Origin of the sequence: Geomicrobium sediminis (genome assembly GCF_016908595.1) — a bacterium.
GTDB lineage: Bacteria > Bacillota > Bacilli > Bacillales > Marinococcaceae > Geomicrobium_A > Geomicrobium_A sediminis.
In genome coordinates this window covers 1-24,198 of the sequence record NZ_JAFBEC010000023.1, presented here as the reverse complement: position 1 = coordinate 24,198, position 24,198 = coordinate 1, and the positions used below count along the sequence as shown (strand labels likewise).

Below are 24,198 nucleotides of genomic sequence, written 5' to 3'. Positions count from 1 at the left end.
TACTTTTCACCAAAAAAATCGTCATTGGAACCAATTCAAAGACCATAAGAGAAAGCCTTGGTTCACAGAACCAAGGCTTTCTCGACAATCTGAAACTCGGATCCAAAGTAGGATCCGAGTTTTTTATTATTGGGTTACTTTAGCGAAGAACTCTTTGTATAATGCTTGAAGTGCATCATCGGCTTCACGTTCTTTTACTCCAAACGTAAGCGATACTTCTGAAGAACCTTGATTGATCATTTCTAAGTTAACACCTGCACCTGATATTGCTTGAGTTGCTCTTGATGCAAGACCGACGGTCTCGTGCATGCCTTCTCCCACGACCATCACCATCGCAAATCCATGCTCAATGTAACAATCATCCACACCAAGTTCGTTTTGGATTCGTGTAATAAGACGATTCTCGCTATCAATCGAGAATTGCGACGTTCTTAGAATGACTGAAGTATCGTCAATTCCAGAAGGCAAATGCTCGTATGAAAGTCCTTCTTCTTCAACCATTTCTAGAAGTCTACGTCCAAACCCAATCTCGCGGTTCATTAAATACTTTCGAACATAAATAATGCTAAACCCTTTATCAGCAGCGATGCCTGTTACAGGGAAGTACGTATTCTCTTCTTTACGACGAGCGGTAATTAATGTCCCTTCACTTGATGGGTTATTCGTATTCTTAATGCTTACTGGAACATCATGTTGAAATGCTGGAATTAACGCAACATCATGAAAAACTGAAAAACCAGCATACGAAAGCTCACGCATTTCGCGATACGTCATATGGTGGATCTCTTCTGGATTTTCAATGACGTTTGGATTTGCAACATAAACCGAATCAACATCTGTGAAATTCTCATAGAGAGAGGCCTTTACACCAGCAGCTACAATGGCACCTGTAATGTCTGAACCGCCTCTTGGGAACGTCGTTAAAATTCCTTCTTCGGTATACCCGAAAAAGCCTGGGAATACGATTACGCGCTCTTCATCACGTAATGCTTTTAATTGTTCGTAAGCTTCTGGAATCACACTAGCGTCCCCTGGTTCGCCTTCAACGAGAAGTCCAGCTACTTTCGGATTCATATAAACTGCATCAATGCCTACATTCGAAAAGTGAGCTGCGATTAGTTTCGCATTATTGTCCTCGCCTGCGGCTTTCATTTGATCCATAAATTGATCATCATTGTCCGCTTTGCTATAAAAACCAAGGCGAGCGTGAAGGTCTTGTTCTACTTCTTCAATCGCTTCACTCGGCAATGCGAGCTCTTTTGCAATCGATTGGTAGCGTTCAATCACTGCTGCAAGCGCATCGTCTGTTGATTGGCCTTTAATACACTTCTCACCTAAGTCAATCAGCATGTCGGTTACTTTAATATCGTCTTTCGTTCGTTTTCCCGGTGCTGAAACGACAATAATTCTTCGTTCAGCATCTTCTTGTACGATATTCGTAAGCTTTTCAATTTGTGGCCCACTCGCCACTGATGTTCCTCCAAATTTTACAACTTTCATTTACTCTCTCTCCCTTTTTCTTGGTGTACATTCATAGCTATAGACGGTCTTCTTCCGACCATTGTTGTTCTCCTAGTCCAAATAATTGCAGCATCGCGAAAAAGATGGGGACGTCTGATTGAGTGTAAAAATCAGTGGAGCATGAAGACTCTGCATCATAATCCAACGATTTGGCATGGCCAAACGTCGTCTCTTGAAGGAAGTTTGTCATTTCTGCTTCATCAAAACACGAAGGAGCAGCATACGTTTGTGTCGTATGATCAATGATGGTGCGAGTATCACTCGGGGCACTCACGCTGATCGGCACAAACATTCCACCGATGATAAGAATTGCAACAACAGATAATAGCGTAATGACAATTTTTTTATCCTTGCGTTTCATATACAATCCCTTTCGTTCCTAAATCTTCTTTTATTATACTTAGATTCTTAATTAGAATCTAGGAATATCCTTTATTGAGACCGTGAACCGTCGTTCATTTCTTGACAATTTTTCAAGGAACTTCTACGATAATACATAAGATTGTAAAAGTAATGTATTCATTTTTCTTCATTCGTAAGGGGATCTGATGCTATGACGCTCAACGTTTTGAAAAATCGTCAACTGATGACGAAAGAAATTAATGATCTAATCGTCTCTCACGAAAAAGTTGCACACGTTCAACTAGAGAACCGACTTGATCATGCATTACTTGTTCTCATTAAATCGGGATATACAGCCGTACCTGTACTTGATCGTGACTACCGAGTAAAAGGTCAGATTAGTAAAACAGAAATCTTAGACTCTATTCTCGGTTTAGAGCAATTGGAGATGGAGCGCCTTCATGATATTACTGTGGAGACGGCAATGAACAAAAACATCCCACGATTACGCACGGACGCTACATTCCAAAAAGCATTAACGACGTCAATTAATCATCCGTTCATATGTATTGTTGACGATGACGATGCCTTCGTCGGAATTTTAACGAGACGTTCAATTCTCGCCTTGGTTCACAGATATTTGCAATAGAGAAAAGCTATTAAGAATCAACCGTTCTTAATAGCTTTTTTATGGAATCAACTACAGCTACAGCTCCCACCTGATCCACATCCCCCACTACAAGACGAAGAGTCAAAGTAAGGATTTGAAGAAGGAACTTTAATAAACGGCGACACTGAGCTTGCCAGTAGCTCACCAATCGAAGATAACAACTTCTCTAAGTCCCGTTCTGCTTTCCGAAATGCAGCGACTGTTTCACACATGTCCATTTCGCGCTTTGCAAGTCGCATAGCTTTCGTTACTGTATGATAATCTGGATGGTATTTACCAAACCGTTGAACTTCTTCAAAACGCACCTTTTCATCATTAAAGGCTACGATACAAGACGTTGCGTAAGCATCTTCGTTCATTTCTCTTTTTGTATCGAGATAAGTAGTGTACACATCACTACGAGTGATCATAAAAGAAAGTTCTTCGGAAACATCCAACAGGTCAACAGGTGTTGATACGACACTTTGCACTGTAAAACACCTCCAAACCCCAGTATAACATGCGTAGAGTTACAATTGTATGGTTTCCTCATATTCATGTAGTAACGAACCTTTTTCATCATAGAGTTCGATGATTAATTGGTGCTTCCCATTCGGAACGTCCTTAAGCATAAACGCGGCTTGCTCGACTTTTTCTTTTTCCCCATCAAGAGTGACGATGAAATAGCCTTTTGGTCGTTCCTCATCATGACGATTAAACGTCACTTCTGGAACATACGTTTCAACATAGATCGTACTCCCAATTTGGTGCGTTTGTATTTTTGTTTCAGTATTCTCAGTAGACACTTCTTGAATGGCTGGCAACGGTTCAATCGTTATATCGCTTTGCACGAAAGGTGACATGAGTAGCATAATCATCCATACGGACATAAAAACGACCTCCTTTGTCTTATTATGCCAAAGAAGGTCTAAAACTATGCTACCTACGGAACATGCTTAACAAACTCATTGTCATCCCAAGTCCTTGGTTTACTTTAGCTACTCGTTGGGGCCACGTTTGACCGTTGAATACTTTCGCTTCTTTCTCCATGTCAACAAGCTGTTCAGGATGCCGTGCGAGTTTGCGGTACCATGTCGGTTCTGCACGTAAATAGCGCTTAAGATCTGGACGACTCCGAATGTATTCCATTACGTCACTTCTCATCGTATCAACCGCCTTTTAAAACCCTCTAAAGGAAAACGGATTATCCCTCGTGCTACTACGAACTGGAGCTCCTGTATTTTGGAACTGCCCCATTAGTTGTTGCACGTTGTTCATCACACCACTAAATTGACCTAAATAACCTTGAAGCTCGTTTACGTTCATTTGTCCGAGCTTGGAGACGACAGAGGCAACGGTTGGATTGTTATCAAGTAACCCTTGTAAATTGCTCGCAGCTCCTCTTCCTTCTGCACTGGTAGCTTCTTGTTTTTGATTGCCACCTACTCCCACTTGTTCAGTTGGAGCTGCTGTTGTACGTGCAAATGCTTGCCAACCTTGATCGTCTGATCCTAAAATACTCCAATCTTGATATAACCCATTCCATGAACGGCGTCCTTCACGGACTTCCTGAATTAACCCTGGATGATTTTTGACAAATGCCTTAAAATCAATCACCGAAGGGTCCATGTGCTCATCTGGCATGATACCCCCTCCTTTTGCTTTTACATTACGCATCCACTCTTGTCTATGTTCATCAAAATTCCTTATGCTAGCAATTGCATATTTAAGCGTTTTTCTATAAAATAAAGAATGGATTGAGCCTTTTAGGAGGGAACGGGATGAAAATAACAGACTTCAACTTTCCAGACAAAGAATTGAAATTTGGAAACTTGCTTCCAGTCATGGACAAGCACGGATTTATCCACGCAGAACAATGGGATTACGAACGTGTTACCTTTGATTATGAAATGAAGGACGAACGCGAAGGTGCAACGTACTTCTTACGAGTACCTGCCTACGCAATCGACGGAGATATTCCAGGGGAAGATACGGTCGTTAAATTAATGACGCCGATGCTCGGTAGACATTATTACCCACACGGTGTCGAATACGATGAAGAATTCCCAGACAAAATCGTATCAAAAGTGAAGTCTAAACTTCAAGGCATTGAAGAAGGATTAAAAGACTTCTAAACCGTTAAGACAGCTGTATACTCAGCTGTTTTTCTTTTTACGAAAAAAGCGAGTACGCATGAATAGCGTACTCGCTTTTTTGTCATTAGCCGTAATAAGGTGAGATCATAATGTAGATTAGTACACCTGTAATACTCACATAAAGCCAAAGTGGCATCGTCCAACGAACAATTTTCTTGTGTTTCGTTACTTGATTTGTCATACCCCAGATGACTGAAAACAGTACGAGCGGTACGATAATGGCCGCAAGTGGAATGTGTGTAAGTAGAATAAAGTAATAAATGCCCGCCATAATTCCTTCTCCACCGTAAGGTGTAGAGTCTGCAAGTAAATGGTGTGCCACATACGTTACGAGGAATAGCGTTGTTGTCGTTAACGCTGCATAAATAAACCGGCGATGTACTTTTACGTTGCGCTTTATAATTGCAAAGAGTGCCGCAAGTAAGAACACCGTCGTAAAGCTGTTATAGATCGCATTCATCATCGGTAAGATCGTCACATCAAACGACGCATCCGCGCCTAGCCCGTCCATAAAAAATAATAGAGCGATTAAACCATTAATAACGATGGTTAGCGTGACGACAATCCACGTGTAATTTTTGTTCGTTTTTGGTACATAATCTGCGTTTCCCAAAGAAAAAAACCTCCTGTCGTTTTCATTATACTGCAACGACTACTCACACTCAAAACGTCTCCTTGACGATTATATGACAAAAGAGCGACCGAATTCGGCCGCTCTTTCTTGTCACTTAATATTTCGTCACACCGATAAGAAGCATTAACGCAACAATCGTAGGAATAACGAGTACGATTCCGGACACAATAAACGTATTCGGCCAACCGTGGTCTTTATCCTTTAAGTGCATGAAATAGTAGAGTTGTAAAAACAACTGGATCCCTGCTAAACCTAGAATAAACGGAATCGCAAATGATCCTGGAACGACATCAGCACCAACAGCAATAAATGCAAGTAGTGTGATTGCGATCATAAAACCAAATGCAATCGTTTGAATTCGTTGCTCCCGATTAATCTTTCTAATTTCTTCAGGAGTCATTGAGCTTTTCTCAAACGGTTGAGATAAATTTTCACCCATTTATGATCAACCTCCGATTCCCATTAGGTAGACAACCGTGAAGATGAAAATCCACACGACGTCGATAAAGTGCCAGTAAAGACTAGCTACGTAAAACTTTGGAGCATTCGTAAGCGTAATGCCCGATTTGTTGTAACGGATTAATAACAAACTAATCCAACATAAACCGAACAATACGTGGGCCCCGTGCAAACCTACTAGTGCGTAGAAAGATGATGCAAATGCACTCGTCGTAAATCCAAGTCCATAATGTACATATTCCACAAACTCATAGATTTCAAAACCTAAGAATGCAGTACCGAGAGCAACCGTTACCCACATCCAAATCTTCATCTTCTTAAATTGATTTTTCTTCATCGCAAACATTGCGAACACACTCGTCAACGAGCTTGTAAGAAGAATCATCGTCATAATAAAGACGAGTGGCAGTGAGAAAATATCCGCCGCTTCCGGACCAGATCCTGTTCCATTACGTAAACCTAAGTACGTTCCAAAGAACGTGGCAAACATCGTTGTTTCACCGGCAAGGAACACCCAGAAGCCAAGAAACTTGTTCTTGCCTTCTAAGGTTGCCTTTTCCGGGTGGGAAGGAAGTCCTTTGGATAAATCAGTTGTTTCAGCCATTCGTTCCCACCTCTTTCTCCATCTGCTCAACGGTTTCTTTCGAAATATGATAACCGTGGTCTTCTTTCACAGAATGCAAGGCCATTGAGCCGAATGTAATAATTCCACCGACAGCAATTACAATCCAAGGGCTAATAATCGCATTTTCCATGTTTAACATAATGAAACCAAATCCTGCGATGAATAGCCCAAGACTAATCGTAAACGGATAGATTGAACCGTTTGGCATATGAATATCACCAATTGGCTCTGCTGGTTTCATCGTTCCGTCACCATGAATCTTTTCATAGAATAATGGATCAAGAGAACGAACTTGTGGTGTTTGAGCAAAGTTGTATTCAGGTACTGGTGTTGGTGTCGCCCACTCAAGTGTACGACCATCCCAAGGATCTCCACCTTCGCGTGGTGACTTCATTGCAGAGTACACAATGTTAATCACAAGCAAGATAATTGCCGCACTCATGACAAATGCACCAATCGTAGAGATCATGTTCATCGTGTCCATCCCTTGGTCTTCAAGGTATGTATACACACGACGTGGCATACCGATCAGTCCAAGAATGTGTTGAACGAAGAATGTTAAATGGAAACCAACATAGAACATCCAGAACATAATTTTACCTAATGTTTCATTAAGCTTATGACCGAACATCTTCGGATACCAGTAGAATGTTGCACCGATGAGTCCAAGAACGATACCACCTAATATGATGTAGTGGAAGTGGGCAACAACGAAATACGTATCGTGGTACAAGTGGTCAACTGGTGCCATTGCAAGCATAACCCCTGTTACACCACCGAGTACAAACGTCGGTACGAATGACGATGCACAAAGCATTGCCGTATTAAATGTGAGCTTACCGCCCCACATCGTAAAGAGCCAGTTAAAGATCTTAATACCGGTAGGTATACCGATAATCATCGTAGCAATCGCAAACACAGAGTTTGCAATCGGACCAATTCCGACGGTAAACATGTGGTGCATCCATACCATGAAACCGAGGAAACCGATGATTAGTGTTGCAAAGACCATTGCAGTATAACCGAAAAGACGTTTCTTAGAGAATGTCGGGATAATTTCAGAAATCATACCGAACGCTGGTAATACGAGAATGTATACTTCCGGGTGTCCGAAGATCCAGAAGATGTGTTGCCAAATGACAACATTACCACCCTCACCAGGGATAAAGAACATACCATCAAACATACGGTCTAACATAAGAAGTGCAAGACCAGCTGCAAGTGGTGTAAATGCAAATACGATTAAAATTGATGTAACGAGCGTCGTCCAACAGAAAAGTGGCATACGCATCATCGTCATACCAGGTGCACGCATGTTGATGATCGTTACGATAAAGTTAATCCCCGATACGAGTGTACCAATACCGGACACTTGTAAACCAAGTACGTAGAAGTCAATTCCAAGTCCACCGTAATCACGGCTTGCGAGCGGAACGTACGACGTCCAACCAGCATCTGGTGCTCCTCCGAAGAACCAACTCAAACTAACGAGTAGTCCCCCGAAGAAGAACAACCAGAAACCGAGAGCGTTTACGAACGGAAATGCTACGTCTCGTGCACCGATTTGCAGTGGCACGATGTAGTTCATAAACGCGAATAATAGTGGTGTTGCTGCTAAGAATAGCATGATCGTACCATGCATCGTAATAAATTCATTAAATGTCTGACCACTTAAAAAGTCATTCATCGGGAACATCAATTGAATTCTCATAAAGACTGCCATTAGGCCGGCTTTTAAGAAGAACAACGTACCCGAGATGAGATATAAGACGGCCAGCTTTTTATGGTCGACAGTCGTCAACCAATCCCAAAGCACACTCTTTTGGAGCGTGTTTGTAGCCTCTCTTACCACGTGGATTAGCCTCCTTTATGCATACCCTTAAGCGATTAGTCTCGCTCAAGCCCTTCTTTCGTTTCAGGGTCTAACTTCTCTAACTGATTTAAATAAGCTACAAGGGCGTCAAGCTCTTCATCGCTTAAATCTGGATAAGCAGGCATTTCATTCCCTTGCTTTAATGATTGAGGATCTTGAATCCAAGCTTTCAAGTTCTCATCAGTCACGTCAAGATAGTTCGCGATTGTCTCTCGATCTCCAAAGTTCGCAAGTGATGGACCCATTGCGCCTCCATCTCCATCTACTGCGTGACAGTTCAAGCAGCTTTGCTCTTCAAAGATTTCACGACCTTCGTTTGCAAGTGATTCAGTTGGAGCTTCTTCTTCTTCTTGCATTGCAGTTGCCCACTCATCGAACTCATCTTGCTCAAGAGCAATGAGTCTGAAGTCCATTAGCGCGTGTGACGGACCACAAAGCTCTGCACATTTTCCTTTGTATACACCTGGCTCACTTGCTTCAAGCCACATGTAGTTCTCAATTCCAGGAATGTTATCGACTTTACCTGCAAGTGCAGGTACCCAGAATGAGTGCATAACGTCTTCTGCTTCTAGAACGAATGCAACTTTCGTGTCAACAGGTACGTATACTTCGTTACCTGCTGTAAATGAGTCATCACCAAAGTCATAATCAAACTGCCACCAGAACTGATGTCCAGTCGCTGTAATCTTCATGACATCGTCGCCGAGCTCTTCAGCACTTTCAGCGTCCAATTCTTCTTCATCAACCTCTTCTTCGTTTTCAGCTTCTTGAGCTTCAAGTCCAGTGTTTGATAAGTAAAATTGTCCAGTTACTGTAGGTACAGCTAAAATAGCTAATAAAAATAGCGGAATAACTGTCCAAGCCACTTCTAGCTTTGTACTTCCGTGAACTTGTTCAGGGTATTCATTGTCTCCTTCTTTATGACGGAAACGAACAACTACAATAAAGAACAGTACGAAGACGACAATAATAACGATCGCCATGACGTAAAGACTTAAAATCATGTTGTCATAAATCCATTGCGACTGAGGACCCATCGGGTCTAAAGCCGTCAATCTTCGCTCACCACAGCCTGCCAAGAAAAGGAAGACTGCCATAAACGGCGCAAACTTGAAAAGTCTTCTCAAACCATTCATGAGTGATTAAACCCCACTTTCTTTCTGTTGCTGATAATACAAGTGTAACCGTTGACTCGTAAATTCATGTAAAAACATGATCGAATTCACATCAGACTTAATCCTCCGTATAAATAAAACGAACACTAGGAACGCTTATTGTTATACGAAGTAATCCGAAGGGGTATCCAAGTACATACAGCATGTTTTAGCCCGTCTTACAGTGACGAGCGTGGTCCAAAAACGAATTACAATTGCCGGTTGAATATACTGAGGAAACGTACAACTTACACATCTAAAGTGAGCGCTATACGGTCACACCAACTGTAAACAAGTTGATGTTACTGACAAACGGTAGTAGTCGTATTCATTCTCTGTCGGACAAAAACGGTACAATCATTATTATGTAACTACTTGATCACACCATCTGTGAACGCGAAGCGTCATAGCGAGTACTCCTCAACCAAGAGCGGCAAAGCCCCGTTTATCGCTAACCGTGTCACCCCCTTTAAATCGTAAGAATGGCAATCAAGTAAATTCACTTGGACCAATCAAACCTACTACAGTCTACTACAAAAGTCAGATAGAGCGTAGAGGTTATCATTTTAATGCTATTATAGCCTAAAATTAAAATGGTTTCATCAAGTATCACCAATCTGATGAATATTTCACATGAATTGCCACGAAATGTTCACTGAACGTAAATTGACTTCTGATGATAAAGTTCTTTACTATTTACATGAGTGGTTCTTTACGTGTCGAAACATGTCGCTCGTAATAGTCTATTTTACGTAATCATACTCTATTTGTTTTGTCAACAGGTTTTACCCTACTTATGAAAAGGTGATCATCTTGAACAGAGGTTTGAAGTTTTTTGGGATTCTAACTTCAATCGGTATGATTATTGTACTTTTACAAGGTGCAATTGTCACGAAAACCGATTCTGGTGACGGCTGCGGAGAAACGTGGCCATTATGTTTTGGAGAAGTTCTCCCAAGCAACATGGTATTTGCAACAATTGTCGAATATAGCCACCGTCTCGTTTCAGGAATTGTCGGGTTGCTCGTTATTATCTTGGCAATTTGGTCGTGGCGAAAGTTACGTCACACTCAGGAAACGAAGTTCTGGGCGCTAATGGCCGTCTTATTCATTGTTTTCCAAGGGATGATGGGTGCAGCTGCTGTTGTGTTTGGTCATTCGAATATCGTCCTTGCACTACACTTTGGTATTTCAGCCATTTCTCTAGCAACTGTTGTCATCTTAACGATTCTATCATTTGAAAACGACAACCGACCACAGCCTCGAGTCACGAAAGGCTTTAGAAATTACGTATTTGGTGTACTCGTTTACGCCTATGCGGTCATTTACACTGGTGCTTACGTAAAACATACCGGCTCAACTTACGGTTGTACGAGCTTCCCTAATTGCGATCCACTTTCATCGTCGATTAATTTTCAGGCACTCGTTCAAATCATTCACCGCTCTGCGGCAATCTTACTCGTCGTTCTACTCGTAATTTTAGCGATCAAAGCGATGAAGTTTAAGAGCGAAAGTAAAACATTATCGATTAGTGCGTGGACAGTCGTTGCTCTCGTTCTCATTCAAGCTACTGCCGGGATTTTAATTGTTTACTTCCCAGATCAATACATGACGTTTGCACTGATTCACTCACTCGTCGTTTCAATTATGTTTACGATGATTTGCTACATCGCTACAATTATTGTACGACGACCTGCTTATTAACAAAAAGCCCTCTCAATTGAGGGCTTTTTGTTTTTTAGAATGCATCAAACAAGTTCGGCTTATACTTCGGTATTGCCCGCTCTAACAACTGTGCAGTATCATCACTGATTGATAGTTGCCCACGTTCTCTAAGGATTGAAAGATCAATATAACGAAACAACAACGGCACGAGTGTGCGAATATCTACAGTGATTGCATCATGACGCGTATCAGTTAGTGTTTCAACGTGTGTGCGTTCAACGTGATGATTGCCATTGTTCCACTCAGCAAATTCATCCGTAATCGCAAACGTTATACTTTCACCATCTTCTAACTGAAATGGGAATTGCTCTAAAAACCGCTGCGCATCGACGATACGTGCCATGAAAAATGGTTTTCGCTCCTCTTTCACTTGAGGGTTATCCAAATAAAATTGCCACGGTGTTTGCGATAATTGTCGCACTTTAATCGTCTTTGCCATCGAATCATGGTCCGCAATAAATCGCCACAGCTGCTCATAGGCTTCTTCATTTAATGCAACAAACTCCGGTACAACTAGATTGTCGTCTTTAATCTTGTAAAAAAGATAACCCTGGTCTTCGCCTTGTTGATCTACGTATACGATGGCACGAAATTTTCTCGTGAAATGATTAAACTTACGGTTTAACCACCACCATTCGTCACGATCAATCATCCCGGTGTAGCGTGTCGCTAATTGCTGATAGATCGATTGCAACCTGAGCCAATCTTCTTTAGTCGCTCGGGCAAAACTACCAGTCCCTGTTTTTTGCGGTTTAGGAAACTGTTCTTTACTCGTAAAAACCGCTGTCGAGTGATCACAATACAATTCCCAACCGAATTTTCTGTAATACCCGACAGAGAAGGGGTCAAGTAGAGAAATTGTTTGACCTTTCTCTACCATATCTGTCAGGGCATGTTTTATTAATGTACGAACGAGCCCCCCTCGCCGATGCTCTGGCCACGTCGATACGCCTGTAATCCCACAGGCTTTCATCGCTACGCCTTGAACGTATACATTCATCGGTAACATCGACACTTTCGAAGCAAGTCGCTCACCTTCAAAAGCGCCCCAAATGTTTAAAGGTTCAATACGAGAGCGTATATCTTCTCGATCTTCCTTCGAAAAGTTGCCTTGGAAAGCAAATTCACCAAGTTCGATCACTTGGTCTATCTCATTGTCATTCAACCTACGAATTTCCATTGACTACTCCTTCATTAGCTCTCGAACTCTAGCAGTAGATCACCTGCTTCAATCGCTTCATTGTTGCGAATATGAACCGATTTAATTCTGCCATCCTTTGGAGCTTGTACTGTTGTCTCCATTTTCATCGCCTCCGTAATAATCAGGTGATCACCTTTTTTCACATCTTCACCTTCTTTTACGATCACGTTTAAAATGGTCCCTGGCATCGTTGCTGCAATATGTGTTGGGTTTTTCTTGTCAGCTTTAGCTTTTTCTCTGACGTTCGTTTTAATACTACGATCTTTAATCACGACTTCACGTGGTTGACCATTTAATTCGTAATAAACAATTCGGTCTGCTTTTTCGTTTGGCTCTGATACTGAAATCAATTTAACGATTAATGTCTTTCCTTCTTCAATGACGACTTCAATCTCTTCACCTAAACGAAGCCCGTAAAAGAACGTTCCTGTATCAAGAACCGATACGTCACCAAAGCGGTTTCTAAACTGCTCAAATTCCTCAAATACTTTCGGATACATCGTATGATTTAATACGTCATGAGCTGTGACTTCACGCTCTAGTGACTCAAACAATTCTTTCTCTACTTGTTCAAAATCAACCGGGTCCATATGCTTTCCTGGACGATCTTTTAGTGGTTCACGGTTTTTTAAGATGATCTTCTGAAGCTCTTCTGGAAATCCACCGTGAGGTTGTCCAATTTCACCTCTGAAAAGTTCGATCACTGATTCTGGAAAATCAAGCGACTCTCCTTTTTCAAAAATGTCTTCTTCTGTTAGCTCGTTTTTGACCATGTAAAGTGCCATGTCTCCAACAACTTTCGAAGAAGGCGTCACTTTTACAATATCGCCAAACATTTCATTGACTCGCTTATACATATCTTTCACGTGATCCCATTGGTTTTTCAAACCGACTGCTTTAGCTTGCTGTTGCAAATTACTATACTGCCCGCCTGGCATTTCATGTTCATAAATCTCAGGATGAGGCGCGAGCAAGCCATTCTCAAAGCCTTTGTAATAGTGACGGACGTCTTCCCAGTATCCCGTGAGTCTTTTCACGTCTGTCACATTCATTTGAGGTTCTTTATTCGTACCCTTCAGGGCATAATAGAGACTTTCCATACTCGGTTGTGATGTTGAGCCTGCCATCGAACTAATGGCCGTATCAACAACGTCGACACCTGCATCGATCGCCCGGCTATACGTAAATACCCCATTTCCGCTCGTATCATGCATATGCAAATGAATTGGCAGCGAAGTTGCTGATTTTAGTTCTCCGATCAATTCAAACGCAGCTTCTGGTTTCAAAAGACCTGCCATATCTTTAATCGCCAAAATATGTGCGCCTTCACGCTCAAGTTCTTTGGCAAGGTTCAAGTAATAATCCAAGTTGTATTTCGTTTGTTTCCCTTCGAGTAAATCTCCTGAATAACAAATCGCTGCCTCTGCGAGTTTACCGCTCTCTCGAACGGCTTTTATTGCAGGTTTCATTCCTTCTAGCCAGTTTAATGAATCAAACACACGGAACACATCGATGCCCGCTTCTGCAGATTTCTTCACAAACTCTTCGATAACATTGTCAGGATAGTTTTTGTAACCGACCGCATTAGCCCCACGTAACAACATTTGGAACATCACGTTTGGAATTTTTTCACGTAACGTAACGAGTCGTTCCCACGGGTCTTCATGCAAGAAGCGCATCGACACATCGTACGTTGCTCCTCCCCACAACTCTAGAGAGAATAAGTCAGGCATGAGCCTCGCCGTTTGATCAGCAATCGCTTTTAGGTCGTGTGTTCGTACACGTGTAGCTAAAAGTGACTGGTGCGCGTCTCTATACGTCGTATCTGTAATTAACGTACGCTCTTCTTTTTTTAGCCACTCAACAAATCCTTCAGCTCCTAGTTCATCAAGACGTTGTTTCGTCCCCGTTTTAGGAGTCTTTGTTAAATCAACTTCTGGAATTCGAGGGGCTAAATAAATAGGTTTCTTCTGCTTTTCTAAATCTGGGTAGCCATTTACGATCGTTTCACCAATGAACGTCAACATCTTCGTTCCCCGGTCTTTCTTTCTAGGAAATACGAACAATTCTGGTGTCTGATCAATAAATGACGTATTGTACTCCCCATTTAAAAACGAAGGGTGTGTAACGACATTTTCTAAAAATGAAATATTCGTTTTAATCCCTCTGATTCGAAACTCTCGTAAATTTCGGAGCATTTTCTGCGCAGCAACTTCAAACGTTGTCGCCCACGTAGAAACTTTTACGAGTAAGGAATCATAATGGGCACTAATGACCGCTCCTTGAAAACCGTTACCAGCGTCAAGTCGCACACCAAATCCACCACTTGAACGGTATGCATTAATTCTACCCGTATCTGGCATAAAGCCGTTCTCAGGGTCTTCTGTCGTCACACGCGACTGAATCGCAAAACCGTGCAACGTGACTTGATCTTGTTTTGGTAACGCAAGTTCTTTGCCGAAAAGCGTCGCACCGTCTGCAATGTACAACTGTGCATGAACGATGTCTACGCCTGTAACCATTTCAGTAATCGTATGTTCCACTTGAATCCTAGGGTTGACTTCAATAAAATAAAATTCTCCATCAGCGCCTACTAAAAACTCGACCGTACCTGCGTTATAATAATTGACACTTTTCGCAAGTTGCACCGCTGATTCACAAATACGTTCACGTAACTCATCTTCTAAGTTAATACTCGGCGCAATTTCTACAACTTTCTGATGACGTCGTTGGACTGAACAATCACGCTCATACAAATGCAAGACATTCTTACTATGATCACCGAGAATTTGAACTTCGATATGCTTAGGGTTTTCAATCAGCTTCTCAACGTAAACTTCATCGTTGCCAAATGCACTTAGCGCCTCTGATTTGGCACGATCGTACGACTCTTTTAACTCTTTAGCTTCCCTTACAATCCGCATACCTCGGCCTCCGCCGCCTAAACTCGCTTTAATAATAAGCGGATAGCCGTGTTCGCTCGCAAACGCTTCCACTTCGTCTAAACTTAATACCGCACCGTCACTCCCTGGAATTACTGGAATGTTTGCGTTAATTGCAGCTGTCCGTGCGCGTATTTTGTCACCGAACATTTCTAAGTGTTCTGACTTTGGACCTATGAATACAATCCCTTCTTGTTCACAACGCTTCGCAAATTCTGTATTCTCTGCTAGAAATCCATATCCTGGATGAATCGCATCCACACCGATTCGCTTCGCGAGTTTTATCATCGCTTCAATATCTAAATAAGCCTCAATCGGCTTTTTATCTTCGCCTATTAAGTAGGCCTCATCTGCTTTATAACGGTGAAACGCTCCTGAATCTTCTTTCGAGTACACCGCAACAGTACGTATGTCAAGCTCCGTACAAGCTCTAAAAATACGAATCGCTATTTCTCCACGGTTTGCAACGAGTACTTTAGAAATCGTTTTTAATTTACTCATCGAAGTTCCTCCCACCAAATATGTATTTCTCGTTCTAGATATATATCATATCACGTTCATTTCTAGGTCGGCTACTAATCAGCACATGATTGTGTCGAATGTACTCGTAAAAACACTAAAAAAAGCCATTCTATGTAGATAGAATGGCTCTATTTATTCACGACAGTTGCATCATGTAACGCGGCTAATTTACGTTCTAGTTCTGACAATATGTTCTTTCCAGCTGTCTCATCAATAAGATTCAATCGAATCGCAAAATCAATCTCACGAGACAAACCATACATCTGTGTATCGAGCACTTCCTCATACAATGGGCATTGCGGCATCGTTAGGTTATCCATCTGCACTTCGATCAATTGCCTGATCTTCTCAGCATCTGCTTTTAGGATGGCGAAGGCCTGCTCTCTGCTGTCCATCACTGTCTCCACCTGCACATGCATCCCTCCAGTTTGAACTCTCTTACCATCATATCGGCTACAGCTAGAAAATGCAAGTTGAATCCTACAAGTAACCGCTTAAAAAATGCTAAGATCGTAATTTTGTGAAATGCGCTTTAAAAGTTCAATCCCTACGACGCTATTTCCCTTCTCATCTAACGCCGGACTGTAGATGCCTATGCCAATGCCGCCAGGTAAAGTACCTAAAATTGCACCTGACACACCACTTTTTGAGGGAATGCCTGCTTCGATCGCTAATTGACCTGAGCTGTTGTACATGCCACACGTTACCATAAACGTCTTAACGAGCTGAGCAATTCTCGGTGAGACGAGCTCTCTTTCATGTAGTGTACTATATCCCCTGTTTCCGAGCACTTGGCCGATTCTAGCAAGGTGACAACAACTCATCTCAATTGAACATTGTTTCGTATAAATATCAATCACTTCATCAATGTCGCCTTCTAGAATGTTGTTCGCCTTTAAATAATAAGCAAGTGCTCGATTTTTGTCTGTTGTGTCATATTCACTTTGCGCAACGTCTTTGTTGTACGTAATGTCTTCATCGTCGGCAAGTTCACGTATAAAATGCAAAATCCGCTCAAACTTCTCTTCTTTTGTATTGCCTTTAATCATTGATGTAATCGTCAGTGCCCCGGCGTTTATCATTGGGTTAAGTGGCTTTGATTGGTCGGTTAGCTCAAGCCTTGCCATTGAATAATACGGATCCCCTGTAGGTTCCATACCAACGCGTTCAAACACATACTCTTTCCCATGATCTTCAATCGCTAGTGCGAGCGTCAATACTTTTGATACGCTTTGAATCGTAAACGTTGTCCCGACGTCACCAAAGCGATGACAAGCCCCGTCTTTTGTAAAGATCGAGCAAGCAACAATCGACGGGTCGCTTTTTTTCAATGCAGGTATGTAATCAGCAACATTCCCAGATGATGAAAGCGGGCGAACTTCTTCAATTGTTTTTTTCATTTCTCTTACAAAATTCTCAGTTAACATACACTACCGCCTCCTATTTAGTAAGTTGCCCTTTCTCTTCTATTATCATCATAATAAAGTAGCATAAACGAAGACAAGCTGTTACGATTATTGATGTAGGAATTAGAGGAGGATTCAAATGGATCAACACATACTTACACTATCGGGAGAAAGTAAATTCACGATTACCATCGACCCAACGGTATGGATCTTTGATAATCGCAAACTCGATGTGGACCAACACTTTAACGATCAATCAGAACAAGATAAGCTAGAAGAGCCAGAATTCGGACCGAGAAGATGGCAAACGAATCAAATCCGCACGAAAAAAGAAGCCCTCATTGAAGGCTCCTATGGGATGGTTCTTAAACCTTTTATTGAAAATGCTGAACCGACCGAGCAAGCGAAGACGCTCGTTGCAATTCGCCGAAACGGTGAAGAATACAGTGCACCTATTGACGTTGCGAAAGAATGGATCGCAGTATTCTCTGAAAACGGTCAAGTCATTAAAACGAGTGGTCCTCTTCATATTTATTATGGTGACGGTTCCAATCGCGAAAATCCGATCACTGATGTTGTCGGGCTTCGACTTGATGCATAACGAAGATCATCTCTTAAAGAAGATCTGCTGCTAATTGGGCTAGCGCTGAGCGCTCGCCCTTTTCTAATGCCGTATGACCGCTAATTGAAACGTTTTTAAAGCGTTCAATCACGTACGTCAGTCCATTGTTATACGCATCCAAATACGGATGGTCAATTTGCTCTGGATCTCCAACGAGAACGACCTTACTGTTTTCTCCGACACGTGTAAGAATGGTCTTGGCTTCGTGCTTTGTTAAGTTTTGCGCTTCATCAATAATAATAAATTGATTTGGCAAACTCCGGCCACGAATATACGTTAAAGCCTCCACTTGAATGCCACCCATGCCAGCTAAAATATGATCGAGTTCCTCTGGCTTGTTCGTATTAAACAAGTACTCCAAATTATCATAAATCGGTTGCATCCATGGGCGAAGCTTTTCTTCTTTCTCCCCTGGTAAATACCCGATATCTTTCCCTAGCGGCACGACAGGTCTTGCTACGAGTAGCTTTTTGTACCGCCCTAAATCTTCAGCTTGGTAAAGTCCTGCTGCAATTGAAAGCAACGTCTTGCCTGTCCCTGCCTTTCCAGCAAGGGTGACGAGTGGCAATTGCGGATCAAGCAACAATTCAATCGCCATTTTCTGCTGAACATTTCTCGGCTTCACTCCCCAAATGTGCTCACGCTCATAGCGGAGTGGTTCAATATGTGTTGCAGAGTGATTCACTTTTGCTAAACCTGAAACAGAAGGTTGCAGTCGATTCTTTAACACTAAAAACGTATTCGGCTCTAGCTCACCACATTTCAATTCGTGAACAGGCAACGTTTGATTTCCATAAAAACTCTCAAGTACTGTTCCATCAACTTCAAGACGGCGATAACCTTTGTACAATTCGTCATTCACGACAACACGATCATACAGAAAATCTTCCGCAGTTAAGCCAAATGCTTCGGATTTAATTCGAACGAGCGCATCTTTTGAGACGACAATGACTTTTCTTGCTTGCTCAGCCGCTTGTTGTTCCACGTTTAAATTTAATGCTACTGCAATTAAACGATTATCATTCGTTACATCCGGAAGAGTCACGCCAACGGTTTTGTATGAGCTATGATTTAATTCCACTCGTACAAAACAATCGCTTCCAACTTTAATACCTTTATGAAGCGGTCCTTCTTCTCTCAACTTATCAAGAATCCTAGCCACTTCTCTTGCATTTTTTCCTAGTTCATCCATGTTCTTTTTTTTCGCATCAAGCTCTTCTAATACTACAGCTGGAATGACAACATCATGAGGCTTAAAGGAAAACAGCGCGTATGGATCTTGCAAAAGAACATTGGTATCAAGAACGTAAATATTCTTCAATCGATTACCTCCCGGCATTGAGGGTCCCCATCCGTCATGCATTGATCCTCTACTACTTTTTTATGCACAGAGAGCTTCAATGTTGACAAGTCTTTCAATTTCATTGCACGATTACTATATGAAAAACGATTTTTATCTTTTTTGAACGAGGTGAACGAAACGTGCGAGCGAAATGCTTACTATGTGATCGCGTTGATTCTCTAAACGACGAAGACCCACAAACAAAGAAGTTACGTAACCGACCGATTCATACGTACACGTGTAAAGATTGCTATGAGCGCATTGCTAAACGAACAGAAGAGCGTCTTGCGACGGGCAATTATCACATCCCCCATCATAAAAACAATCCATAAAAGAAAAAACGGTACAGGTGAGAACGCTCACCTGTACCGTTTTAATTTGTCTGTTCTTTTTGCGGTTTGCTCCGTTTGTGCATTCGTAGTCGGATTCGGTAAATCCCGAGTATAAGACCGGCTACAATGAGTGATTCAACTACTGGATAAAACACGCCAAAAAACGCAATAATTAATGAGCCTATTAAAAGCGCTGCATAGACGACGATGTTTTTTAGAAGCGGTAGTTTCCTTGCAAACCCAAGGTTAAACACGACAATTGAAAGGATTACGACTGTCAAATATAACAACCAAAACCCTAAGGCAATGTTTTCGTGTAAATTAAATAATCCCGCTGCAAAAGACACATCATCTACAGTCATCTCTCGACCTTCCACGATCGATTCCTCCTTTTCCTAATCAAAGGTTACGAGGTTTTCTTTTTACGTTTCGTTTCACGTTCACGCATCGCCGTATTTAACGTCTTCTTACGTAAACGAATTGAATCAGGTGTTAATTCACAGTACTCATCATCACCTAAATACTCTAATGCTTCTTCAAGTGTGTGAATACGAGGTCGTTTTAACGTTGTTGTTTGTTCTTTGTTTGCTGAACGAATGTTGTTTGCTGCTTTTTCTTTCGTAATGTTTACAGCAAGATCGTTGTCACGGTTATGTTCACCAACGATCATTCCTTCGTAAACCTCTGTACCTGGTTCAATAAACATGACACCACGATCTTCAAGTTGAGTCATGCTGTACGTCGTTGCTTTTCCTTTTTCATTCGAAATTAAGACACCTTCACGACGCCCTGCGATGCGACCGTCAAAAGCAGGTTGATACGAATCGAACGAGTGGTTAATGATTCCGTAGCCTTTTGTTTGACTCATAAATTCTGTACTGTACCCTACGAGACCTCTAGACGGGATCTTAAACTCAAGACGAACTTGTCCATCCCCTTGTTGCTCCATGTTGAGCATCTCGCCTTTACGTGCACCGAGCGCTTCCATAACAGAACCTGTATATTGGTCTGGAACGTCTACTTGAACGTGCTCATACGGCTCACATTTCACACCGTCGATTTCTTTAATAATAACTTCTGGCTTTGATACTTGTAGCTCATAACCTTCACGTCTCATGTTCTCAATGAGAATCGACAAGTGCAATTCACCACGACCTGAAACCGTCCAAGCATCTGGTGATTCTGTTTGCTCAACTTTCAAACTAACATCTGTTTCTAATTGACGGAACAGACGCTCTTCTAATTTACGGCTCGTCACATGACTGCCTTCAAGTCCTGCAAACGGACTGTTGTTCGTAAGGAACGTCATTTGTAGTGTCGGCTCATCAATGCGAACGAGCGGTAGCGGGTCGATGTTGTCTTCATGACAAACTGTCTCCCCTACGTTAATGTCATCAATACCGGCAATGGCAATAATGTCCCCTGCTGAGGCATGTTCAATTTCAACCTTCTCTAAACCGTGGAAACCGAACATTTTACTCACGCGGAACGATTGCTCTTTCCCGTCACGTTTCACAACGACACAACGATCACCTTTGTTCAGTGAACCTTGGAAAATACGCCCAACCCCAATACGACCTAAGAAATCGTTGTACTCAAGCATCGTCACTTGGAATTGTAAACCTTCGTCACTGTTTTCAACCGGTGCAGGAACTTCTTTTACGATCGTGTCAAAGAGAACTTCCATGCCACTATTCTCTTCATCTTCTGGACGCTTAGAAATTCCTTGAATCGCTGATGCGTACACGACAGGGAAATCAATTTGCTCATCTGTCGCTCCGAGCTCGATGAAAAGGTCAAGCACTTCATCTACAACTTCGTCTGGACGTGCGTTCTCACGGTCAATCTTGTTTACAACAACTACAGGTGTTAATTCTTGTGCTAATGCTTTCTTTAATACGAAGCGTGTCTGTGGCATACAGCCTTCGTAAGCATCAACGACGAGAAGTACACCGTCTACCATCTTCAAGATTCGTTCAACCTCACCACCGAAGTCGGCGTGTCCAGGTGTATCTAGAATGTTGACTTTCGTATCATTGTATTGAATCGCTGTGTTTTTTGCGAGAATCGTAATACCTCGTTCTTTCTCTAGATCATTCGAGTCCATCGCTCGCTCAGCAACTTGCTCATGCTCTTTAAATGTCCCTGATTGCTTTAATAATTCGTCTACAAGTGTCGTTTTTCCATGGTCTACGTGTGCGATAATCGCTATATTTCTTAATTCATGTTTATTGTTCACTAGATGACTTCTCCCCTTATAATCCGTTACTTATACTGTTCAACTTTTCTATTTTAGCACATCTCTCTTGACAACTCCACTTCATAAAGTGCCTTTCCAATTACGACAATTTCCGTTACACTAAAAGTAGAATAATAAAAGCAGGTGAAAATGTTGAAGAATATTCATTGGCCCGTGTTGCTTTTAGCCGCCCTAGCTGTATTAGGCATTGCCACATATGGTGTCGCTGTTGCTGAACGCAGTTTCTTGATTGCCATCTTGGCAACTGTTATGGTCGTTATTGCCTTTATGGGTTCTTCCAAATATCGATCCCGTAATACTGCTTCTTAAACGTTAAAGAGCGTTCCACATCGGAACGCTCTTTTTATTATTGTAATCGACTCAAAAACTCTTGGCTAACGTTTGGCACAGCGGCTAAATACGTACTCTGGTCTTCAATAGAGATTGGTGAACCATCAACTTTTACGCATTCACAGCCGGTTTCTTCTAACAACACTTTAGCAGCAGCAAAATCCCACGGCGATAGACGTAAGCTCATATAGCCGTCTAGACGCCCTGCAGCAACATACGCACTTTCAAGAGCTGCTGATCCATATGAACGTACTGCACGCACGTCTCGTACAATCGTCTGAAACCCTTGTTTTAATGATTCATCAGCTTTACCGACGAGCCACCTTGCGTTAAAACCTAAAATTGCTTGCTCAAATGGCACCGACGCTCTTTTTGGTAATCTCTTACCGTTCATGTACGCCCCGAGACCGCGGACCGCCGTAAACCACTCTTCACTTTTCACATCATAAACGATCCCAACATATCCAATTCCTCGTTGATAAATTCCAACGGATACGCAATAGTTCATCGACTGATGAACGAAATTTGTCGTCCCATCAATTGGATCAATAATCCACGTAATCGTGTCGTCGTTATGAACATCGTCATGATCTCCTTCTTCCCCGACAATACGATGCGTCGGATAGAACTTTCGAATTTGATCAGTCATCAGGCGTTGAATTTCAATATCTTTATCTGTCACTAAGTCATCTGCATCTTCTTTCGTATCTATATGTAAGGATTCACGCTCCACATCGACAATGCGGGTTGCTGCAGTTTTTACAAAAGATACCGCCTCGTCTTTTAAAGCTGACCAGTTCATTTGTTGCGTCTCCAATTCACTCGCTCCTTCTCCCAGCCATCCATTTCTCTTCCACTTAGTTTAGCTTACATGACATTGAAAGTAAAAAAAAGCGGGCTTCTGCCCGCTAAAAACTCCCTGTATGATTATCCTTCAAGCCTTAACAGTTCCTGTGTGAGTTTCTTCAATTTAAGCTTCACTTGTTCTATTCCCTTTTCATCATTCGCTACCATATAATCGTGTAGGGTGACCAATTCATAATCAATCTCTAGACGTACAACAGGAATTCGTTTCTCAGCGTCGTTTCTCTTCATCGCTTGAATCACTTGTTCCATTACATACACCCCTCATTTTTTGTCCGAAAAACTTAGGGCCGCCTATGAACTTGGCGGATGGCCAAGCCTTTCGATCACCTGCGACACATGATTAAAAATTCTGATTTCGGATATTATATCATATGCGCTTCGATTTTCAAATGACATTCTAATTCGATGTTTTAGGTAAATGCACGTACACGAATTGTGACTCATTGTATGACAAGACACCTTCAACTTAGTACAATATAAATAGAAAGGGGATCATTATGGAGAAAACAGGATTTACACCTTCCGACTTTGACGTATTTACAATTGACGGCCTTGAAAATCGTATGGAAGCATTGCGCGAGCAAATTCAGCCTAAGTTTAAAGAAATTGGAGACGAGCTCACTGCTGAGTTAAATCGTCTTACCGGTGAAGACATGCATTTACACATTGCTAAGCATTTAAGAAGAACAACCAATCCACCGAACGACTCGTGGCTCGCTGTTGCCCCAAACAAGCGAGGTTATAAAAAGCTCCCACATTTCCAACTCGGGCTTTTTGATGATCATTTATTTATCTGGCTCGCGTACATTTATGAACTACCGAATAAATCGGAAATTGGTCAAGCATTCTTAAACGAGATCGAAGAACTTAAATCGTTACCTGGAGACTTTGCAATTTCTACAGATCACACGAAAAAAAGTGCTGAGAAACTTCAAGACTTGGATGAAGAAGCACTACGTGCAAAAATAGAACGGTTTAGAGACGTAAAAAAAGGTGAGTTCCTAATTGGCTTACAACTTAATCGCGGTGATGCACGCGTTGAAAACTATGAACGTCTAAAAGAAACAGCGATTACCACGTACGAAACGTTATTGCCGTTGTATCGCCATAGCTTAAACATCTAAAAAAGGACAAAGAGACACAGATTGTCGAGAAAGCCTTGGTTCTGTGAACCAAGGCTTTCTCTTATGGTCTTTGAATTGGTTCCAATGACGATTTTTTTGGTGAAAAGTATAA

At 41.9% G+C, this 24,198-nt stretch carries 27 protein-coding genes; 7 read left to right on the top strand and 20 right to left on the bottom strand.

All coding sequences use genetic code 11. The annotated features are described in order from the left end of the window. Positions 1-126: 126 nt before the first annotated feature. On the bottom strand, positions 127-1,500 hold the full coding sequence (locus tag JOD17_RS20540; protein WP_204699809.1) for an aspartate kinase: 1,374 nt from the start codon (positions 1,498-1,500) through the stop codon (positions 127-129). A 37-nt stretch (positions 1,501-1,537) separates the two neighbouring features. Further along, positions 1,538-1,882: a hypothetical protein gene (locus tag JOD17_RS20535; protein WP_204699808.1), complete on the bottom strand. Its 345-nt coding sequence runs from the start codon at positions 1,880-1,882 to the stop codon at positions 1,538-1,540. 192 nt (positions 1,883-2,074) lie between these two features. Between JOD17_RS20535 and cbpB the strand changes: the two genes are divergently transcribed. Beyond that, the gene (gene cbpB, locus JOD17_RS20530; RefSeq protein ID WP_042359833.1) at positions 2,075-2,512 is read left to right on the top strand and encodes a cyclic-di-AMP-binding protein CbpB; all 438 of its coding nucleotides are present in this window, start codon (positions 2,075-2,077) and stop codon (positions 2,510-2,512) included. A 47-nt stretch (positions 2,513-2,559) separates the two neighbouring features. Here the strand turns inward: cbpB and JOD17_RS20525 are convergent, their stop codons facing one another. Genes JOD17_RS20525 through ylbD form a run of 4 tightly spaced genes read right to left on the bottom strand, consistent with a single transcriptional unit; the run spans position 2,560 to position 4,156 of the window. Next, the gene (locus tag JOD17_RS20525) at positions 2,560-3,003 is read right to left on the bottom strand and encodes a YlbF/YmcA family competence regulator (protein WP_081831629.1); all 444 of its coding nucleotides are present in this window, start codon (positions 3,001-3,003) and stop codon (positions 2,560-2,562) included. Positions 3,004-3,042: 39 nt separating this feature from the next. Continuing rightward, on the bottom strand, positions 3,043-3,402 hold the full coding sequence (locus JOD17_RS20520) for a hypothetical protein (protein WP_204699807.1): 360 nt from the start codon (positions 3,400-3,402) through the stop codon (positions 3,043-3,045). Positions 3,403-3,451: 49 nt separating this feature from the next. Beyond that, on the bottom strand, positions 3,452-3,676 hold the full coding sequence (locus JOD17_RS20515) for a YlbE-like family protein (RefSeq protein ID WP_042359835.1): 225 nt from the start codon (positions 3,674-3,676) through the stop codon (positions 3,452-3,454). A gap of 15 nt (positions 3,677-3,691) precedes the next feature. Continuing rightward, positions 3,692-4,156 (bottom strand): YlbD family protein, encoded by a 465-nt coding sequence (gene ylbD, locus JOD17_RS20510; protein ID WP_204699806.1) that lies wholly within the window; start codon positions 4,154-4,156, stop codon positions 3,692-3,694. A gap of 137 nt (positions 4,157-4,293) precedes the next feature. Between ylbD and JOD17_RS20505 the strand changes: the two genes are divergently transcribed. Then, positions 4,294-4,647, top strand: coding sequence for a YugN family protein (locus tag JOD17_RS20505; RefSeq protein ID WP_204699805.1), 354 nt, complete (start codon positions 4,294-4,296; stop codon positions 4,645-4,647). A gap of 85 nt (positions 4,648-4,732) precedes the next feature. Here JOD17_RS20505 and JOD17_RS20500 read toward each other — a convergent pair whose 3' ends face one another. From JOD17_RS20500 to coxB, 5 genes are all read right to left on the bottom strand, one after another. Next, entirely contained in the window at positions 4,733-5,281 is a 549-nt protein-coding gene (locus tag JOD17_RS20500) for a DUF420 domain-containing protein (protein WP_239575782.1), read from the bottom strand. Positions 5,282-5,396: 115 nt separating this feature from the next. Beyond that, on the bottom strand, positions 5,397-5,741 hold the full coding sequence (locus JOD17_RS20495; RefSeq protein ID WP_042359838.1) for a cytochrome C oxidase subunit IV family protein: 345 nt from the start codon (positions 5,739-5,741) through the stop codon (positions 5,397-5,399). 6 nt (positions 5,742-5,747) lie between these two features. Next, positions 5,748-6,365, bottom strand: a complete 618-nt coding sequence (locus tag JOD17_RS20490; RefSeq protein ID WP_042359839.1) for a cytochrome (ubi)quinol oxidase subunit III — start codon at positions 6,363-6,365, stop codon at positions 5,748-5,750. Beyond that, positions 6,358-8,238, bottom strand: a complete 1,881-nt coding sequence (gene ctaD, locus JOD17_RS20485) for a cytochrome c oxidase subunit I (protein ID WP_204699804.1) — start codon at positions 8,236-8,238, stop codon at positions 6,358-6,360. The genes JOD17_RS20490 and ctaD overlap by 8 nt, the downstream gene beginning before the upstream one ends. Positions 8,239-8,273: 35 nt before the next feature. After that, positions 8,274-9,395, bottom strand: a complete 1,122-nt coding sequence (gene coxB / locus JOD17_RS20480; protein ID WP_204699803.1) for a cytochrome c oxidase subunit II — start codon at positions 9,393-9,395, stop codon at positions 8,274-8,276. Positions 9,396-10,226: 831 nt separating this feature from the next. Between coxB and JOD17_RS20475 the strand changes: the two genes are divergently transcribed. After that, entirely contained in the window at positions 10,227-11,117 is an 891-nt protein-coding gene (locus tag JOD17_RS20475) for a COX15/CtaA family protein (protein WP_204699802.1), read from the top strand. Positions 11,118-11,151: 34 nt separating this feature from the next. On the opposite strand, the gene JOD17_RS20470 is transcribed toward JOD17_RS20475, so the two are convergent. The 4 genes from JOD17_RS20470 to glsA form a co-directional block, all read right to left on the bottom strand. Continuing rightward, complete coding sequence (locus tag JOD17_RS20470) at positions 11,152-12,318, bottom strand: GNAT family N-acetyltransferase (RefSeq protein ID WP_204699801.1); 1,167 nt, start codon at positions 12,316-12,318, stop codon at positions 11,152-11,154. Positions 12,319-12,332: 14 nt separating this feature from the next. Beyond that, positions 12,333-15,782, bottom strand: a complete 3,450-nt coding sequence (gene pyc, locus JOD17_RS20465; RefSeq protein WP_204699800.1) for a pyruvate carboxylase — start codon at positions 15,780-15,782, stop codon at positions 12,333-12,335. A gap of 149 nt (positions 15,783-15,931) precedes the next feature. Beyond that, positions 15,932-16,198, bottom strand: a complete 267-nt coding sequence (locus JOD17_RS20460; RefSeq protein ID WP_204699799.1) for an Fpa/YlaN family protein — start codon at positions 16,196-16,198, stop codon at positions 15,932-15,934. A gap of 99 nt (positions 16,199-16,297) precedes the next feature. Continuing rightward, a complete protein-coding gene (glsA, locus tag JOD17_RS20455) occupies positions 16,298-17,230 on the bottom strand; it encodes a glutaminase A (protein WP_204699798.1) in 933 nt (310 codons plus the stop codon). A gap of 118 nt (positions 17,231-17,348) precedes the next feature. On the opposite strand from glsA, the gene JOD17_RS20450 reads away from it, so the two are divergent. Beyond that, on the top strand, positions 17,349-17,810 hold the full coding sequence (locus JOD17_RS20450; RefSeq protein WP_204699797.1) for a peptidyl-prolyl cis-trans isomerase: 462 nt from the start codon (positions 17,349-17,351) through the stop codon (positions 17,808-17,810). A 13-nt stretch (positions 17,811-17,823) separates the two neighbouring features. On the opposite strand, the gene JOD17_RS20445 is transcribed toward JOD17_RS20450, so the two are convergent. Continuing rightward, positions 17,824-19,170 (bottom strand): PhoH family protein, encoded by a 1,347-nt coding sequence (locus JOD17_RS20445; protein ID WP_042359844.1) that lies wholly within the window; start codon positions 19,168-19,170, stop codon positions 17,824-17,826. Positions 19,171-19,313: 143 nt separating this feature from the next. Between JOD17_RS20445 and JOD17_RS20440 the strand changes: the two genes are divergently transcribed. Next, complete coding sequence (locus tag JOD17_RS20440) at positions 19,314-19,505, top strand: YlaI family protein (RefSeq protein ID WP_042359845.1); 192 nt, start codon at positions 19,314-19,316, stop codon at positions 19,503-19,505. Positions 19,506-19,546: 41 nt separating this feature from the next. Here the strand turns inward: JOD17_RS20440 and JOD17_RS20435 are convergent, their stop codons facing one another. Both JOD17_RS20435 and typA read right to left on the bottom strand, forming a co-directional pair. Continuing rightward, on the bottom strand, positions 19,547-19,867 hold the full coding sequence (locus JOD17_RS20435) for a YlaH-like family protein (protein ID WP_042359899.1): 321 nt from the start codon (positions 19,865-19,867) through the stop codon (positions 19,547-19,549). Between the two features lie 44 nt (positions 19,868-19,911). Next, positions 19,912-21,744 (bottom strand): translational GTPase TypA, encoded by a 1,833-nt coding sequence (typA, locus tag JOD17_RS20430; RefSeq protein ID WP_204699796.1) that lies wholly within the window; start codon positions 21,742-21,744, stop codon positions 19,912-19,914. A 150-nt stretch (positions 21,745-21,894) separates the two neighbouring features. On the opposite strand from typA, the gene JOD17_RS20425 reads away from it, so the two are divergent. Beyond that, entirely contained in the window at positions 21,895-22,074 is a 180-nt protein-coding gene (locus tag JOD17_RS20425) for a DUF5325 family protein (protein ID WP_239575780.1), read from the top strand. A gap of 37 nt (positions 22,075-22,111) precedes the next feature. Here JOD17_RS20425 and JOD17_RS20420 read toward each other — a convergent pair whose 3' ends face one another. Together JOD17_RS20420 and JOD17_RS20415 are read right to left on the bottom strand one after the other, a co-directional pair. Beyond that, positions 22,112-22,912: an inositol monophosphatase family protein gene (locus JOD17_RS20420; protein WP_081831628.1), complete on the bottom strand. Its 801-nt coding sequence runs from the start codon at positions 22,910-22,912 to the stop codon at positions 22,112-22,114. Positions 22,913-23,022: 110 nt separating this feature from the next. Next, positions 23,023-23,211: a hypothetical protein gene (locus tag JOD17_RS20415; RefSeq protein WP_042359847.1), complete on the bottom strand. Its 189-nt coding sequence runs from the start codon at positions 23,209-23,211 to the stop codon at positions 23,023-23,025. A 248-nt stretch (positions 23,212-23,459) separates the two neighbouring features. Between JOD17_RS20415 and JOD17_RS20410 the strand changes: the two genes are divergently transcribed. Beyond that, positions 23,460-24,086 carry a YktB family protein gene (locus JOD17_RS20410; protein WP_204699795.1) on the top strand — a complete coding sequence of 209 codons (627 nt, stop codon included), beginning with the start codon at positions 23,460-23,462 and terminating at the stop codon, positions 24,084-24,086. Positions 24,087-24,198: the final 112 nt, after the last annotated feature.